General features: G+C 65.3%; 15 protein-coding genes. 4 read left to right on the top strand and 11 right to left on the bottom strand.

Annotation, left to right across the window (positions count from 1 at the left end; all coding sequences use genetic code 11):
• Positions 1-95: 95 nt before the first annotated feature.
• Both J5M86_RS03845 and J5M86_RS03840 read right to left on the bottom strand, forming a co-directional pair.
• The gene (locus tag J5M86_RS03845) at positions 96-1,160 is read right to left on the bottom strand and encodes a quinone-dependent dihydroorotate dehydrogenase (protein ID WP_188061561.1); all 1,065 of its coding nucleotides are present in this window, start codon (positions 1,158-1,160) and stop codon (positions 96-98) included.
• A gap of 73 nt (positions 1,161-1,233) precedes the next feature.
• Positions 1,234-2,340, bottom strand: a complete 1,107-nt coding sequence (locus J5M86_RS03840; protein WP_188061562.1) for a mannose-1-phosphate guanylyltransferase — start codon at positions 2,338-2,340, stop codon at positions 1,234-1,236.
• Positions 2,341-2,434: 94 nt separating this feature from the next.
• On the opposite strand from J5M86_RS03840, the gene J5M86_RS03835 reads away from it, so the two are divergent.
• Both J5M86_RS03835 and J5M86_RS03830 read left to right on the top strand, forming a co-directional pair.
• Entirely contained in the window at positions 2,435-3,565 is a 1,131-nt protein-coding gene (locus J5M86_RS03835) for a glycosyltransferase family 1 protein (RefSeq protein WP_208965097.1), read from the top strand.
• A gap of 123 nt (positions 3,566-3,688) precedes the next feature.
• The gene (locus J5M86_RS03830) at positions 3,689-4,456 is read left to right on the top strand and encodes a glycosyltransferase family 2 protein (RefSeq protein WP_188061564.1); all 768 of its coding nucleotides are present in this window, start codon (positions 3,689-3,691) and stop codon (positions 4,454-4,456) included.
• A gap of 63 nt (positions 4,457-4,519) precedes the next feature.
• On the opposite strand, the gene J5M86_RS03825 is transcribed toward J5M86_RS03830, so the two are convergent.
• The 7 genes from J5M86_RS03825 to J5M86_RS03795 all read right to left on the bottom strand — a co-directional run bounded on the left by J5M86_RS03825 (position 4,520) and on the right by J5M86_RS03795 (position 11,626).
• A complete protein-coding gene (locus J5M86_RS03825) occupies positions 4,520-5,260 on the bottom strand; it encodes a succinate dehydrogenase/fumarate reductase iron-sulfur subunit (protein WP_188061565.1) in 741 nt (246 codons plus the stop codon).
• Entirely contained in the window at positions 5,260-7,257 is a 1,998-nt protein-coding gene (locus J5M86_RS03820; RefSeq protein ID WP_188061566.1) for a fumarate reductase/succinate dehydrogenase flavoprotein subunit, read from the bottom strand. The genes J5M86_RS03825 and J5M86_RS03820 overlap by 1 nt, the downstream gene beginning before the upstream one ends.
• A gap of 15 nt (positions 7,258-7,272) precedes the next feature.
• A complete protein-coding gene (locus J5M86_RS03815) occupies positions 7,273-7,989 on the bottom strand; it encodes a succinate dehydrogenase cytochrome b subunit (protein WP_188061567.1) in 717 nt (238 codons plus the stop codon).
• An 83-nt stretch (positions 7,990-8,072) separates the two neighbouring features.
• Positions 8,073-8,606, bottom strand: coding sequence for a 2'-5' RNA ligase family protein (locus J5M86_RS03810; protein WP_188061568.1), 534 nt, complete (start codon positions 8,604-8,606; stop codon positions 8,073-8,075).
• Positions 8,607-8,616: 10 nt separating this feature from the next.
• A complete protein-coding gene (gene trpS, locus J5M86_RS03805; protein ID WP_188061569.1) occupies positions 8,617-9,630 on the bottom strand; it encodes a tryptophan--tRNA ligase in 1,014 nt (337 codons plus the stop codon).
• A gap of 35 nt (positions 9,631-9,665) precedes the next feature.
• A complete protein-coding gene (locus J5M86_RS03800; RefSeq protein WP_188061570.1) occupies positions 9,666-10,469 on the bottom strand; it encodes an HAD-IIA family hydrolase in 804 nt (267 codons plus the stop codon).
• A gap of 62 nt (positions 10,470-10,531) precedes the next feature.
• On the bottom strand, positions 10,532-11,626 hold the full coding sequence (locus J5M86_RS03795; RefSeq protein WP_244328470.1) for a glycosyltransferase: 1,095 nt from the start codon (positions 11,624-11,626) through the stop codon (positions 10,532-10,534).
• A gap of 137 nt (positions 11,627-11,763) precedes the next feature.
• Here J5M86_RS03795 and J5M86_RS03790 point away from each other — a divergent pair, with 137 nt between their 5' ends.
• Positions 11,764-12,927: an acyltransferase gene (locus J5M86_RS03790; protein ID WP_188061572.1), complete on the top strand. Its 1,164-nt coding sequence runs from the start codon at positions 11,764-11,766 to the stop codon at positions 12,925-12,927.
• Here the strand turns inward: J5M86_RS03790 and J5M86_RS03785 are convergent.
• Positions 12,887-13,609, bottom strand: coding sequence for a bifunctional 2-polyprenyl-6-hydroxyphenol methylase/3-demethylubiquinol 3-O-methyltransferase UbiG (locus tag J5M86_RS03785; RefSeq protein ID WP_188061573.1), 723 nt, complete (start codon positions 13,607-13,609; stop codon positions 12,887-12,889). The genes J5M86_RS03790 and J5M86_RS03785 overlap by 41 nt on opposite strands.
• A gap of 143 nt (positions 13,610-13,752) precedes the next feature.
• Here J5M86_RS03785 and J5M86_RS03780 point away from each other — a divergent pair, with 143 nt between their 5' ends.
• On the top strand, positions 13,753-14,775 hold the full coding sequence (locus J5M86_RS03780) for a glycosyltransferase family 1 protein (RefSeq protein ID WP_188061574.1): 1,023 nt from the start codon (positions 13,753-13,755) through the stop codon (positions 14,773-14,775).
• A gap of 32 nt (positions 14,776-14,807) precedes the next feature.
• On the opposite strand, the gene J5M86_RS03775 is transcribed toward J5M86_RS03780, so the two are convergent.
• Complete coding sequence (locus J5M86_RS03775) at positions 14,808-15,905, bottom strand: glycosyltransferase family 4 protein (protein WP_188061575.1); 1,098 nt, start codon at positions 15,903-15,905, stop codon at positions 14,808-14,810.
• Between the last annotated feature and the right edge of the window lie 49 nt (positions 15,906-15,954).

Below are 15,954 nucleotides of genomic sequence, written 5' to 3'. Positions count from 1 at the left end.
TCCGGTTTGCGGGTCGCCCCAGTCGGCGCGAGGATGTGCGCTTTCTACGCGTCACGAAGGGCACCTTCTCGCGCGGATTCCTGGCCGGCGACCAATCAGCCGAGGGTGCGGTTCAGCTCGGTCACCAAGGCGGGCCCTCCGTAGATGAAGCCGGTGTAGACCTGCACCAGCGAAGCACCGGCCTCGATCAGCGCCTTGCCGTCGTCCGCGGTCATCACTCCCCCGACGCCGATCACCGGAAGCTCGCTGCGGGCCGCGACTCGCTCAACGACATGGCGTGCGCGTCGGGTCAGCGGTGCGCCAGAAAGGCCACCGACTTCCTGGGCCAGCGGCAGGTCAGCACCGTGCAGCCCGTCCCGCGAGAGGGTCGTGTTGGTGGCGATGATGCCGCTGACGTCAGCGCGCTGGGCCACTTCGAGGACGTCGTCGATCGCTTCGTCGGTGAGGTCGGGAGCGATCTTGACGAAGATCGGAGTTGCGCGTCGGCCCCGAGCCAATTGGCCTGCCGTGGTGACGAGTTCGGCAAGGAGTTCGGCCAGCGGCTCCTTGTCCTGCAGCGATCGCAGGCCCGGCGTGTTGGGGCTGGAGACGTTGACCGCGATGTAGTCGGCGTAGTCATCGAGTGCACGCAGCGAGGTGAGGTAGTCGTCCACCGACTCCTCCACCGGCGTCACCTTGGTCTTGCCGATGCTCACACCGACCGGAATCTTGATCGGGCCGGCGAGCGCGAGGGTGTCTGCCAGATGTTGGGCTCCGAGATTGTTGAAACCCATCCGGTTGATGATCGCGTTGCTCTCGGTCAATCGGAACAGGCGCGGCAGTTCGTTGCCCGGCTGCGCCTGCGCGGTGACCGTGCCGAGCTCGACATGTCCGAAGCCCAGCGCTGCCCACGCCTTGACCCCTACGCCGTCCTTGTCGACGCCAGCAGCAAGCCCGACGCGATTGGGAAAGACGATGCCGGCGACCTCCACCGGCGTCGTCGCCACCTGGGTGGCCCGGGCCAACGCTTTCAGCGCGGTGGGCTGCTCGCCGAGGGCGTGCACCTGCTTGAGCGTCTTGTGGTGAGCGGCCTCGGCGTCACCGTCTCCCACCCGGAAGAGGAAGGGACGCATGAGGTTTCGGTAGCCGAGGTCGAACAGTCGGGTGCGTGCATCAGCCATGGTCATCGAGCCTACGACTCAGACACCTGCCGCTATGAAGTGGTCACATGGACGGCCACTTCATCGGCTGCGATCAGGTGAGGTCTTCGCGTCCCGACAGCTTGAGCTTCTCGACGATCTTCTTGACGTCCTGAGCGCGGTCACGGGTGGTGACCAGCACCGCGTCCGGGGTGTCGACCACGACGATGTCGTCGAGCCCGAGCGCCACGACGGTGCGTCCGGAACGCGGGGCGACCACGCCGGTGGAGTCCTGCATGACGACGAGTTCGCTCTCGCCGAGCACCTTCACCCCCGGCGCCTCGGCCGATTCGACCAGCACCGAGGCGAGCGAGGCGAAATCGCCCACGTCGTCCCAGCCGAAGGCACCAGGCACCACGGCCACCTTGCCGTCGACCGCTGCGGGCTCGGCGATGGCGGGGTCGATGGCGATCTTCGTGAGTCGCGGCCAGAGCTCGTTGAGGCGCAGCGGGTTGTTGGCGATGGAGCGCAGGTGGTGCGCCATGACCGGCTGGTATTGGCCGAGCATGTCGAGCAGCACCGACGCCTTGACGACGAACATACCTGCGTTCCAGCGGTATTCGCCGCTGTGCACATACTGCTCAGCTGTCTCGCCGTCCGGCTTCTCCACGAACGCTTTCACGCTCAGGGCCGACGGCGCGCCCTCGAGGCCGAGAGCCTCTCCCGTCTGGATGTAGCCGAATCCCGTGGCCGGGTGGGTGGGTTCGATGCCGATCGTCACCAGCTTTCCGGCACGGGCGACTTCGACGGCCTCCCTTACGCACGCCTGGAAAACCTCGTCCCTCGTGATGACATGATCAGCGGCGAAGGAACCGATGACGGCCTCCGGATCGATCTGTTCCAGCAGAGCAGCGGCGAGTCCGATCGCGGGCATCGATTCACGCGCGGACGGCTCCACGAGCAGGTCGTCCGGGCCGAGTTCGGGCAACTGCTCACGCACAGCCTCGGCGTGACGTGCGCCGGTGACGACCATGAGGCGGTTACCGCACAGCGGGGTGAGGCGGTCGACGGTCGTGCGGATCAACGACTCACCCGATCCGGTGAGGTCGTGGAGGAACTTCGGCGACCCGGCGCGCGACAGCGGCCACAAACGCGTGCCGGACCCCCCTGCCGGAACTACCGCGAAAAAGCCCGGAATCTCGCCGATGCTCGAGTCAGTCATGCTGGAACGCTAACCCATGCCGTTCATCTGAATCTCACTCAGCCGTGGTTCCAGCACCCTCAGCAGTCCACGCGCGTGCACCACGGTGTGGATCGTGCGAGTTGCGATCGTGACCGAGTCGTTTCTGCCCAGCCTCAACGGCGTGACCACGAGTGTCTGCCGGGTGCTCGACCACCTGGCTGACCGTGGCCACGAGGCCGTGGTCATCTGCCCAGGGCCGGCCCCGCAGGCGTACCGCGGTTTTCCGGTGCGCACCGTCCAGGCACTCACGGTGCGCCAGTTCAGGATCGGTCTGCCGACAACAGACCTCGAACGGATCCTTCGCGATGTGCGCCCGGATGTGGTTCATGCAGCGTCCCCGTTCGGCCTGGGGTGGCGGGGGCTCGCCGCGGGTCGAAACCTTGGCATCCCGACCATCGCGATCTACCAGACCGACATGCCGAGCTACCTGGCCCAGCACGCCGGACCGCTGCGGTCGAGCATCACCAAGGCATCTTGGCGATGGATCCGTCACCTTCATTCACTCGCTGATCTCACCTTGGCGCCGTCCTCGGCCACCCTGGCCGAACTGACAGCACACGGCGTCCCTCGCTCGGCCCTGTGGAGCCGAGGCGTCGACACATCGCTCTACTCCCCTAATCTGAGGAGCTCCGAACGGGTGGGTGCCCTCCGTCGTTGCCTCGCACCGAACGGGGAGACGATCGTCGGATATGTCGGACGTCTGGCTCACGAGAAGCAGGTGCACCGACTGACCGAGATCGCCGACCTGCCGAACACCTCCTTGGTGATCGTGGGCGACGGCCCGACCCGCGAGAAGCTCGAACAGTTGCTGCCCAAGGCCCACTTCCTGGGTTTCCGGCAGGGCACGGCACTGGCCCAGGCGTACGCCGCACTGGACGTCTTCGTGCACACCGGCGTCAACGAGACCTTCGGGCAGACCCTGCAGGAAGCCATGGCGGCCGGCCTTCCGGTCGTCGCTCCGGCGGCGGGCGGACCGCTCGACATCGTCAAGCCCGGTGTCACCGGTTACCTGTTCGATCCCGGCGTCACCGGGGCTCTGCGGGCGAGCGTGAACAGCCTCGTGATCGACCCGATGCTGCGCGAACGTATGGGTGACAGTGCTCACCGCAAGATGCAGGCACGGTCGTGGGCGGGTGTGGTCGACCAACTCATCGGCTACTACCGAGCCGTGGTCGAGCCGACCTACGCACGTCCGGCGGCCTGAGCCGCCCGCAGTCCCCGGGTCGCGCCAGGGCTGAGAACTGTTCCGATGGCCCCATCCGTGCGGACGGGCACGCACCATTCACCGTCGCTGGCGGCCTGACGGCTGATCACTATAGTTGCCATCGTGACTCGCCGCCTCCCGTCCGATGACCAGGCTTCGGTCGTCATCCCCACCATGCAGAAATCGCCTCGCTTGAAGGCACTGCTGCAGCGCCTCGAAGGGCACCCGCTCGTCGGGGAGATCTTGATCGTGAACAACAGCGATCGAGCCCTCGACGAAGAGATCGAGCACGACTCGTTCAGCAAGGTGCGGGTGATCTACAGGGGCCCAAACCTCATGGTCAACCCGGCCTGGAACCTGGGCGCGAGCGAAGCGAAGTTCGACAAGCTGGTGATCTGCAACGACGACATCACGTTCGGTCCCGATTTCCTCTCGGCCGCGATGTCCAAGGTCTCCGGCCGAACGGGAATCGTGGGTCCGGCAGCCTCGGCGTTGCGTTTCGGCCGTGACCACGGACGTGCGCTCTTCGTGCCGGCCGATCGTGCGACATGGGGGTTCGGCACGTTCATGGCCATGGCTACGGTCAACTACCGCCCCATCCCTGAAGAGTTGAAAATCTGGTCGGGTGATGACTACCTCTTCGACAGCCAACGCGGACGCAATTATTGGATGTACGGACTGCGCCTGCACACCGACATGTCCACCACCTCAGCCAACCCCGAGTTCGACGAGCGCAAGCACGACGACCTGCGCATCTATCTGGAGAAGTACGCGTCGGAAAGCGACCAGTCGAGGCTGCGCACCGCAGAAGTGACCGTGCGCCGCGGCGTGCGAGAAGTCGCGAAGAAGGTTGTGCCGCAACGCTTCCACCCCAGGAGCTGGATCTGGTGAGCTACTGACCAGAAACGGATGGGCCGCCCGGCAACTGCTGGGCGGCCCATCTGTTCGCATTGATCAGGCGTGCTTCTTCGCCTGGCGGAAATCAGCGTTCAACTGGCTGATGACGTCCAGCGGGATCTCCTTGGGGCAGGCCGCCGCGCATTCACCGATGTTGGTGCAGCCACCGAAACCGTCGTGGTCGTGCTGGTTGAGCATCGACACAACGCGCGAGTCGCGCTCGGCCTGACCCTGCGGCAATTCGCCGAGGTGGGTGACCTTCGCGCCGAGGAAGAGCATGCCGGACGCGTTCGGGCAGGCCGCCACGCAGGCACCGCAACCGATGCAGGTGGCGGTGTCGAAGGCGCGGTCAGCAGCCACTTTGGGCACCTGCATGTTGTTGGCCTCGACGGCAGCACCGGTGTTGACGGAGATGTAGCCGCCGGCCTGGATGATGCGGTCGAAGGCGGAGCGGTCGACGACCAGGTCGCGCACCAGCGGGAACGCTGACGCGCGCCAGGGCTCGATGGTGATCGTCTCGCCGTCACGGAACGAACGCATGTGCAACTGGCAGGTCGTGGTGACCTCCGGGCCATGCGCCTCGCCGTTGATCATGAGCGAGCACATGCCGCAGATGCCCTCACGACAGTCGCTGTCGAAGGCCACGGGCTCCTCGCCCTTGGCGGTGAGCTCCTCATTGAGAACGTCGAGCATCTCCAGGAAGGACATGTCCTCGGAGATGTTGGTGACCGGGTACGTGACCAGTTCACCAGCGGTGTCGGGGCCGTCCTGGCGCCAGATCTTCAGAGTCAGGTTCATTACTTGTAGCTCCGCTGCTTCAGCTCGATCGCCTTGTAGATGAGGTCTTCCTTGTGCAGGACGGGCGCGCCCGGCGCGCCCGACGGCTCGCCCGCGAACTCCCACGCCGCGACGTAGAGGAACTCGTCGTCGTGACGCAGCGCCTCGCCGTCCTCGGTCTGGCTCTCGGCACGGAAGTGGCCACCACACGATTCGCGGCGGTGCAGTGCGTCGATGCACATGAGCTCACCCAACTCGAGGAAGTCGGCCACACGGCCGGCCTTCTCCAACGACTGGTTGAGCGTCTTGGCCGAACCGAGCACGCGCACGTTGCGCCAGAACTCCTCGCGTAGCGAGCGGATCTGCCCGATCGCCTTGCGCAGGCCCTCCTCGGTGCGCTCCATTCCGCAGTACTCCCACATGATGTGGCCGAGTTCCTTGTGGAAGGAGTCGACCGAGCGCTCACCGTTGACGCTGAGCAGCTGCTCGATGCGTCCTTCGACCGACTGGCGCGCCTCCACGACGGCCGGGTGGTCCTCGGTGACCTGCTCGAACGGTCCTTCGGCGAGGTAGTTGCGGATGGTGTTCGGCAACACGAAGTAGCCGTCTCCGAGGCACTGCATGAGCGATGAGGCGCCCAGGCGGTTGGCGCCGTGGTCGGAGAAGTTGGCTTCACCGATGGCGTACAGACCCGGGATGGTGGTCTCGAGGTCGTAGTCGACCCAGAGCCCACCCATCGTGTAGTGCACGGCCGGGTAGATGCGCATCGGCACCTGGTACGGGTCTTCACCGGTGATCCGGGCGTACATGTCGAACAGGTTGCCGTACTTCGCCTTGACCGCCTCAGCACCCATCCGGGAGACAGCATCGGAGAAGTCGAGGTAGACGCCACGACGGAAGTCACCGACCATCGGGCCCACACCGCGTCCCTCGTCACACATGTACTTCGCCTGGCGGGAGGCGATGTCACGCGGCACGAGGTTACCGAACGCGGGGTAGATGCGCTCGAGGTAGTAGTCGCGGTCTTCCTCAGGAATGTCGCGGGGATCCTTGTCGCAGTCTTCCTTGCGCTTGGGCACCCAGATGCGGCCGTCGTTACGCAACGACTCCGACATCAGCGTCAGCTTGCTCTGGTGGTCGCCGGACACCGGGATGCACGTGGGGTGAATCTGGGTGTAGCACGGGTTGGCGAAGTAGGCGCCCTTGCGGTGGGCCCGCCACGTGGCGGTGACATTGCAGCCCATCGCGTTGGTCGATAGGAAGAAGACGTTGCCGTATCCGCCGGACGCGAGCACGACGACGTCGGCGACGTGCGTCTCGATCTCACCGGTCACCATGTCGCGCGCGATGATGCCGCGGGCCTTGCCGTCGACGACGATGAGCTCAAGCATCTCGTGACGCACGTATTCCTGCACGGTGCCGGCCGCCACCTGCCGCTCCATCGCCTGGTACGCACCGATCAGCAACTGCTGACCGGTCTGACCACGGGCGTAGAAGGTGCGGGCCACCTGCACACCACCGAACGAGCGGTTGTCGAGCAGGCCGCCGTAATCGCGGGCGAAGGGCACGCCCTGCGCGACGCACTGGTCGATGATGTTGGTCGACACCTCGGCGAGCCGGTAGACGTTGGTCTCGCGGCTGCGGTAATCGCCACCCTTGACGGTGTCGTAGAAGAGGCGGTAGATCGAGTCGCCGTCGTCGTTGTAGTTCTTCGCGGCGTTGATGCCACCCTGCGCGGCGATCGAGTGTGCACGACGCGGGCTGTCCTGGTAGCAGAACGCCTTGACGTGGTAGCCCGCTTCGCCCATGGTCGCCGCAGCGGCGGCACCGGCGAGGCCAGTGCCGACGATGATCACCGACAGCTTGCGCCGGTTGGCGGGGTTGACGAGCTTGTTCTCGAACTTCGCTGTGGTCCAGAGCTGCTCGATCGGGACGTCGGCAGGCGCCTTGGTGTCGGCGATGTTCTCGCCGAGGCGGTACAAATCGTCGATGAGGCCGTGGTTGAGCGTGTCAGTCATATCGAGTCGAAATCCTTAGTCGATCACGCCGAAGAGGATGAACAGCGGCGGCAACGCGAAGCCGATGGCCACGACAAGCGCGATGGCGGTGGCGGCTCCCTTGGCGATCTTGCGCGCCTGCGGGGTGCCGGTGAAACCCAGCGTCTGCGCGGCGCTCCAGACACCGTGGTGCAGGTGCATCGCGAGGGCGAACATCGCCAGCAGGTAGATGAGCACCATCCACCAGGCACCGAAGCTGTGCACGACGAGCTGGTAGGGGTTCTGCGTAATGTCAGCGCCCTGGCCACCGGAACCGGTGTTGATCTTGGCGATCGTGAAGTGCAGCAGGTGCCAGATCACGAAGAAGAGCAGCGCCACACCGCCCCAGCGCATCCACTTGGAGGAGAACGACGCGGCAACGGCCTTCTTGACCGCGTACTTCTGCGGACGAGCCTGGTTTGCCCGTTTCCACAGCTGCGAGGCGCTGTACGCATGCGCGACCAACGCGATCAGCAGGACGACACGGATGATCCAGAGCAGGCCTTCGTACGGGAGCATCGGCTCGCCGAAGGTGCGCAGGTGGTGGGCGTAGGTGTTGAAAGCTTCCTCGCCGGAGAAGATCTTGAGGTTGCCGTACATGTGCAACAGGACGTAGCCGACGAAGATCAGCCCACTGACGGCCATGACGGTCTTCAGGAAGATGGTGCTGCCGGCCTTGCCTGTGCGCTTCGCAGGAAGGGTTTGAGTTGCCACGAGTGGCAGGCTATCGCTCACCTCTACCGCACGCCCGATAAGGCGAACCTTCCCCGAGCGTGCTGCGCCGGACGGCGGGTGGATCACGACGAGCGGTTCGCGGCCACACCGGCAAAGGTGAAGCGCTCGACAGGTCGCCAGACGCCGTCCTCACCGTGTTCGTAGAGATCGAAGCCGGACACGTCGAAGGAGGCCCCGAAGTCGGCGAGCTCCTCGAATGCTGCGTCGAGCTTCGCGTCGGGCAGATGATGGGCGACGGTGACATGCGGGTGGTAAGGAAACTCCAGCTCACGCTGCACCGGCCCGCTGCGCACCAGCGACTCCAACTGCTCACACACCCCGATGCCCTGCGCAACCTGCACGAAGACCACCGGTGAGATCGGACGGAAGGTGCCGGTGCCTCGCAACATCATGTGGAATGCACTCGACGACCGGGCCACCTCGTGCAGGTGCGCGGAAAGGCGGGCCAGGTCGACATCGTCGATCTCCGTGGGCGGCATGAGTGTGACGTGCGGAGGCACGGCGTCCGCCAACGGATCACCCACGTCGTGGCGCACGTCGTGGAGCCGCTTGGCGAACGGCTCAGGGATCGGGATCGAGACTCCGATGGTCTTCATCGCGGCGTCATCACCGACCGGGCAGGAATCCCACTGCGTCGTACACCCGGGCGAGGGTCGGGGCCGCAAGGTCACGAGCCCGCTCGGCACCCTGCGCGAGAATCCCGTCGAGCTGTGCCGGATCGGCCATGTAGGTGTCGACCTTCGCCTTGAACGGCTCCTGCACACTGCGGAAGATTTCGGCGACGTCGGTCTTGAGCGCGCCGTACTTGTTCTCACCGGCGTACTTCTCCACCAGTGCCTCGATCGGCACGCCGCTGAACGCGTGGTGGATGCGCAGCAGGTTGGCGATGCCCGGCTTGGTGTCGGGATCCCAGCGCACGGCGTTGTCGAGATCGGTGACGGCCGACTTGATCTTCTTGATGTTCGCCTTCGGCTCGTCGAGCATCATCAGGTTGCCGCGCTGGTCGTCCGCCGACTTGCTCATCTTCGAGGTCGGCTCCTGCAGCGACATGATCTTGGCGCCTTCGGCCGGGATGTGCGGCTCGGGCACGACGAAGAGATCGCCGTATCGGCTGTTCATCCGCTGGGCAAGGTCGCGCGTGAGCTCCAGGTGCTGGCGCTGGTCTTCACCGACCGGCACCTTGGCGGCGTCGTAGAGCAGGATGTCGGCGGCCATGAGCGTCGGGTAGGTGAAGAGCCCGACATTGGTGCCTTCGGCGCCGCGCTTTCCCGACTTGTCCTTGAACTGCGTCATCCGACTGGCTTCGCCGAAACCGGTGAAGCAGTTGAGCACCCACGCCAGCTGCGCGTGCTCGGGCACGTGCGATTGCACGAAAACGGTGGAACGTTCGGGGTCGATTCCGCCGGCGAAGTACTGCGCGGCGGTCACGTGGCTGCGGCGACGAAGAAGCGCCGGATCGGGCACAACAGTGAGCGCGTGCAGGTCGACCACACAGAAGAGCGCGTCGAACTCCTCCTGCATCTTCACCCAGTTGACCTGCGCCCCGAGGTAGTTGCCGAGGTGCAAAGAGTCGTGGGTGGGCTGCATTCCCGAAAGGATGCGCGGCCGTGCTGAGGTCATGGTCGACGATTCTTCCAAACGCGTTGGCCGCGCGGTCAATCGCCCTTCGGGGCGAACTGCGCGACCAGCGGCACCACGTCGGCGATGGAGTCGCAGATGCGGGTGGGGACGAACGGGTAGCGGTCGACCTTCTCCGGACGCGTGGAGCCGGTGAGCACCAGGATCGTGCGCAGACCAGCTTCCAGACCACTACGGATGTCGGTGTCGAGGCGGTCGCCGATCATCACGGTGGTCTCCGAGTGCGCCTCGATCTGGTTGAGCGCGCTGCGCATCATGAGCGGATTGGGCTTGCCGACGTAGTACGGCTCCACACCCGTCGCCCTCGCGATCAGGGCGGCCACCGCTCCGGTTGCGGGCAGCTTGCCCTCGGTCGACGGACCGCTCGCGTCCGGGTTGGTCGCGATGAACCGAGCTCCGTTGTCGATCAAGCGAATTGCGCGGGTGATCGCCTCGAACGAGTAGGTGCGGGTCTCCCCCAGCACCACGTAATCGGGGTCGCGGCTCGACATCACGTAGCCGACGTCGTGGATCGCCGTGGTCAGCCCGGCTTCGCCCACGACATAGGCCGAGCCACCCGGACGCTGGTCGTCGAGGAACTGTGCGGTCGCGAGCGCCGACGTCCAGAGCGCTTCCTCGGGCACGTCGATCCCGCTCGCCCGCAGACGCGCTCGTAGATCGCGCGGGGTGAAGATCGAGTTGTTGGTCAGCACCAGAAAGCGACGACCGCTCTTCTGCAGCGCCTCGATGAACTCGGCCGCTCCCGGAATGGCGTGCTCCTCGTGCACCAGCACGCCGTCCATGTCAGTGAGCCAGGTCTCCACCGGCTTGTGGTTGGTCATGTCTCAAGTATCGCGGCATTGAGTGCACCGTGTCTTCATGGGCGGAATCACATTGGGACAGGTCAGCGCACGAGCTCGTCGACGGCCCGTCTGATCGCTGTGATGAAGGCGTCCTCGCTGAAACTGGCAGCATGCTCTGCGGCATTCGCTCGCGACAGTGGCATGACCTGAAGTCGACGTACCGCCGCCACGATCTCGGGGGCCTCGGGCTGAGGGAAGAAATAGCCGCTGACGCCGGGCCGCACCGTGTCGAGGTAACCACCGGACTGGAAGGCGAGCGCCGGCGTACCGAAGGCTGCGGCCTCGATGACGGTGAGGCCGAAATCTTCGTGGCTGGGGGCGATGAGCGCCTTCGCGTTCGAGTACAGCCAGCGCAACTGGTCGTCTGAAATCCCTTCCAGCAGTAAGCAGTTGGCGCCCATCTGTTTGCGCAGTCGGTCGGCGATCGGGCCACGTCCGACCACGACGAGGCGCTCGTCGGGCAGCGACTCGAAGGCTTCGATCGCCTTGTCCACGTTCTTGTAGGGCAACAACCGCGACACCAGGAGGTGGAAGTCGAGCCAGCCGCGATCGACGACCTCCGGGACTGGTTCGACTGACGCCGTGAGGTCGACACGGTGAGGCGGGAAGAGCACATCGGCGTCGATGCCGTAGACCAGTTTGATGCGATCGCGCACCACGTTGGAGTTGGCGAGGTAGCGATCCGCGGTGGCGGCCGCACGCGCGTCCCATCGCTTCAGGGCCGGAGTCATCGCCGACAACGCGGGCTTGATCGCCCCCGCTTTGGTGCCGAGGTATTCCTCGGGCAGGTAGAGCCAGCGCGCCGGTGAGTGGCAGTAGACGAGCTTCTTACCGGTGGCCCGGAAGCCGTGCGCCCAGCCGCTGGAGGAGGCGATGACCACGTCGGCGTCGATGCGCACCCGTGAGGCGGCGGGAGCCAGGAGTGGCAGCGCCAGCCGATGGTTGCCCCGCAACGCGTTTGACCGGTTCAGCGGCGACACCCGGATGTCGGCCGAACGGAACTCGGGGTAGGTCGAGTCGGGTTCGTAGAGGGTCGTGTAGATCGGCGCGTCCGGGAAGGCCTTCATCAACGACAACACCACCCGCTCGGCTCCGCCGAATTGGGTCAGATAGTCGTGCGCGATTGCAACTCTCATCGTTTCCAAGTATGCCCATCTCACGTACAACACGGCCATCAGCTTCCCTGTGTTGAATCTGACCGAATGTGCAGCGCGATCGGCTCTGCGTCGTTACGCTCTGCCCGCAGGCATAGAGGGGAACCAGAGGGGTCGGAATGGGCGACGTTTCGGCTGGGGTCACGGCACACCGCAGGATCGGCGGGGTTGACACGATCCGCGGACTCGCGGCGATCGCAGTATTCATCTGCCACATCCAGGCTTATTGGCCGTTCATGGAGCTTCCCGGCAAACTGCCGCAACTCGCCGAAGTGGGTGCACACGGCGTCGACGTATTTATCGTCATCTCCGGATTCTGCCTCGGGCTACCGGTGGTGGACAGGACCAAGAATCTTGATGTGCGGCAGTTCTTCGGCAGGCGCGCGACCCGCATCATGCCGGCCTATTGGGCAGCGCTGGCCATCGCGACCGTCTTGGCCATAGCACCGGCAACCTGGCGATCAGTCGTCGCGGCACCGGCGTCCGCATGGGACATCATCGTGAATGCCGTGGGTCTTCAAACCGTGTTCGTTCCTACGCTTGGCAACATCAACGGTTCGCTGTGGAGCGTCTCCCTCGAGATGCACTTGTACCTCGTGTTCCCAGTACTTGTCATCGTGTGGCGGCGGTGGGGCGGCAGCGTCCTGCTCTTGGCAACGGCGGGTTGCACTATCGCGTGGTCGGTCCTTGAGCACCGGGTTGACTTCGGCGGCCCGCTCAGCGGGTTCGTGGGTGACCGTCACGCACTGCCTGCACGCTTGATCCAGTTCACGGTGGGAGTTGTGATGGCGGATGTGATCGTGCGCCATCGCTTCCGCCTGAGCCGCCGGTTGTCGTGGTTTGCTGCACTTGCAACAGGTCTGCTCGCGGTCGCCGGGACGACGCTGTCCGTGCCGGCCTCGGTGGACACAATCCTCTGGTCTGTCGCCGGCGCTGCGATCGTCCTGCTGACAGCTCACGAGTCGAGGCCGTCGGTCGTGTACCGCGCACTCGAAGGCTTCGGTCGACGTACCTTCAGCTTCTACCTTCTTCATCAGCCTGCGATCCTGCTGATGGCGGTCGCCGGACGCAACGCACCCGGAGGATGGATCGGTCAGCTGGCGATCGGTGGGGCCCTGACCTTCCTGGTGTCGTTGCTGGCGGCCGAATGCCTCTACCGATCCGTGGAACTGCCGAGCCATCGATTCGGCCAACGCCGCTTCCCGAATGTCACAGTGCGACTGGGCGGCGAGGCTACGACCGTCACTCAGCCGGGGGACCCCCGGGACGCCGCGCGACGATGAGGATCTGCGGACCCAGCGTGGGACGTACCCTCGCCAAACGATCGAGCATCAGCTTTGCGCCGGCACGCAGCCGGTTGGAGTCCTCGGTGTGAAAGTGTCGGCTGTTCCGCTCGACGATCTCGAGTCCGGCGATCTGCATCGCTTCGTCGATCTCCGAGAACAACCACTCCCGAGCGTGCCGAGCATGGATGACGCCGCCGACCCAGTCCGGCATCGCCGTGTAGGTCGACCCGCCACGTAGAACTCGCAACCGACTCATCAGTGACGCTGCGTTGGGAGTCGAGAAAAACAGGTACCCCCCCGGGCGCAGAATGCGCGTGATCTCCTCGAGTGAGCGCACGGGGTAGTCGCGCAGATGCTCGAACACCTCCGTATAGACGACAGCGTCGTACTTGCCGTCGTCGAGCGGGTAGGGTGTTCGCTCGAGATCCCACTCGTGGTACTCGACGCCATGGTCCTGTAGAAGCTGCAGCATGCGTCCCTCCTCCCCGGAGGTCGACCAGCCGTCGGAATTCTGCCCGATATCAACGGCTTCGCACCGGTACCCCAAATCAGCAAGTTGCGCAATCTGGTCACCCGGCGCCGCGCCAAGTTCGATGATCCGCGCCGGAGGCGCAAGAATCGCCCGGAGACGGCCGGTGAGGTACGCGTAACGGGCCTGTGCTTCGACATCCAATCCCACGCGGACAAGGTTAACCGGAAGACTCGACGCATCCTCTACCCTCACCGTGCAGGCGACGATTCGATCGGGGGGAACCTATGGCAATGCGCGTGGGAGTCAATGCTGCCCTTATGTCGGCCAGCGGTGACTACCGTCAGGCAGGCGTGAGCCGTTACGTCGCCGAGCTGCTCGCCGCGATCGCCCCTCTCACTTCCCCCAACGAGCAGGTGATTCCCGTCAGACCGGGCCACCCTCGACTGTGGAGCAGACCGGAAGCACGCATCGCCTGGGAGCAGACGGCCTTGGCGATACGCGCCCGGGCGGCCCGACTCGATCTCCTTCACGGACCCGTCATGGTCGCGCCCGTGATCGGCCCCCCGAGCGTAGTCACCGTTCACGACCTCGCGTTCGTGCGGTACCCGGAACACGCGCCACTGACCAGACGTGTCTACCTGACACCGGCGACACGAATGAGCGTTGCCCGTGCACGTCGCATAATCACCGTTTCAGAGGCCACCGCATCTGACCTCATTCGATGGGCGGGCGTGCCCGCTGCAAAGATCGAAGCGATCCCCCTCGCCGCGGCAACAAGTATCCGCCCGCCGGAGCGGGACCGTTCGGAGAACTTTCGACGCACTACGGTACACCGCCCTTATGTTCTGGCAGTCGGCACGATCGAGCCCCGCAAGAACCTGCGCACTCTGTTGCGCGCTTTCGCGTCCATCGTCGACCGTGTGCCGCACGATCTCGTCGTTGTCGGAGGCGACGGTTGGAAGCAAGGTTCGCTGGCCGCGGAGCTCGAGACGCTCGGAATCAGTTCGCGAGTCAGGTTCACGGGTCATGTCGACGACGACGAGCTCAGCTGCTGGTACAGCGCGAGCGACTGCTTCGTGTTTCCCTCGATGTTCGAAGGCTTCGGGTTGCCGCCACTCGAAGCCATGCAATGCGGGGCGCCCGTCATAACCACAACGGCGTCATCCTTGCCCGAGGTGGTCGGCGACGCAGCAATCACCGTTGAACCGTACGATGCCGACGCGTTTGCGGCTGCAATCCGTCGAGTGGTGACCAACAAGTCGCTGCGCGCCGAAATGCGGGAACAGGGGATGGCGCGGGCCGCGTCGTTCACGTGGTGCCGCACCGCTTCGTCCACGCTCGATGTCTATCGGGATGCCCTCACGAGGGGCTGAGCAGACCTTGCGACGAGGTCGGCCCCTACCGATCACCGGTTGGTGATGACGCTCCGATATTGCTGCAGGTAGAGCGCGGCGATGTTCCCCCACGAGAGGTTCTCCGCATGGGCGCGAGTGACCGCCGGCTGGACCGGATCGCGGTGGGCTGCAACGAGAGCCCAGGACAGGGCCCCGATGTCGTTCGGATCGACGCCATGGCCGAGACCTCCGGTCGCTTCGGCAAGTCCGCCGTTGGTGCTCCACACCACCCCGCGCCCGGCGGCCATCGCTTCGACCGCAACGATGCCGAACGGCTCGAGGCGACTCGGCACAACAGCCACCCGGCTGCTCGACAGCAGGCGCTGGACGCCCGCGCGGTCGAGCGACCCGACGAATTCAACTCCGAGACCTGCGAGTTCACGCAGTATCGGCGTCTGCTCCCCATCGCCCCCGATGCGTAGGACAGCGCCAGGAAGCTCTTCACGCACCCGCACGAAAGCGCGAATGAGAAGGTCGAAGCCCTTTTGGGGAACGTGCCGACCCCACGCGGCGAAGGACGGTTCCTCCGGAAGTGGCGCGACCTGCCACTGGGCCGGGTCCACCCCGTTCGGGATGACCTCGCAACCGTCGAACCGAGCGGCGATCGCGGCTGCATCGTCCCCCGCTCGGCGGGAACACGCGGTGAGCACGGACGCCCGGGCCGCACCTGCGCGCAGGGCGAGCCGCATCTGTGCACTGTTCTGGTAGATCTGCCCCGCGTCCATGGCCACTTCGCCCTGCGTGGTGATCACCAACGGCACTCGGTGGCGGATGGTGTACGCGGTGAGCGCCGGCACCTGGTTCGCGGGGCACTGCACATGCACGATGTCGGGCGGTGGCCCCACGGCTGCCAGAGCTCGGACTTGCCCGGCCAGAGCGGCCGGGTATGCCGCCAGGCCGCGTAGCTGACTACCCGGCAGGTCGAGGGCAACGCGACGAACGGGAACGCCTTCGACCTCGTCCACCTCGGGGAGCTGAGCCGGGTGGCGATGGACGACGACGGTCACGTCGTGCCCTCGCCATTGATACTGCCTCGCCAATTGGAGAGTGAGTTCCTCGACTCCCCCTCTTGCGGGATAGAAGGCACTTGGTGCCAGCCAGATGCGCACAGGTCAACTAAACAGCATCCTCGATGAGTCCCCGTCCGCGACCCGTGCG

It is taken from the genome of Yimella sp. cx-51, assembly GCF_017654605.1.
Classification (GTDB): Bacteria; Actinomycetota; Actinomycetes; order Actinomycetales; family Dermatophilaceae; genus Yimella.
The sequence above is the reverse complement of the archived record's forward strand: the minus strand, read 5'-3'. Positions and strand labels throughout refer to the sequence as shown.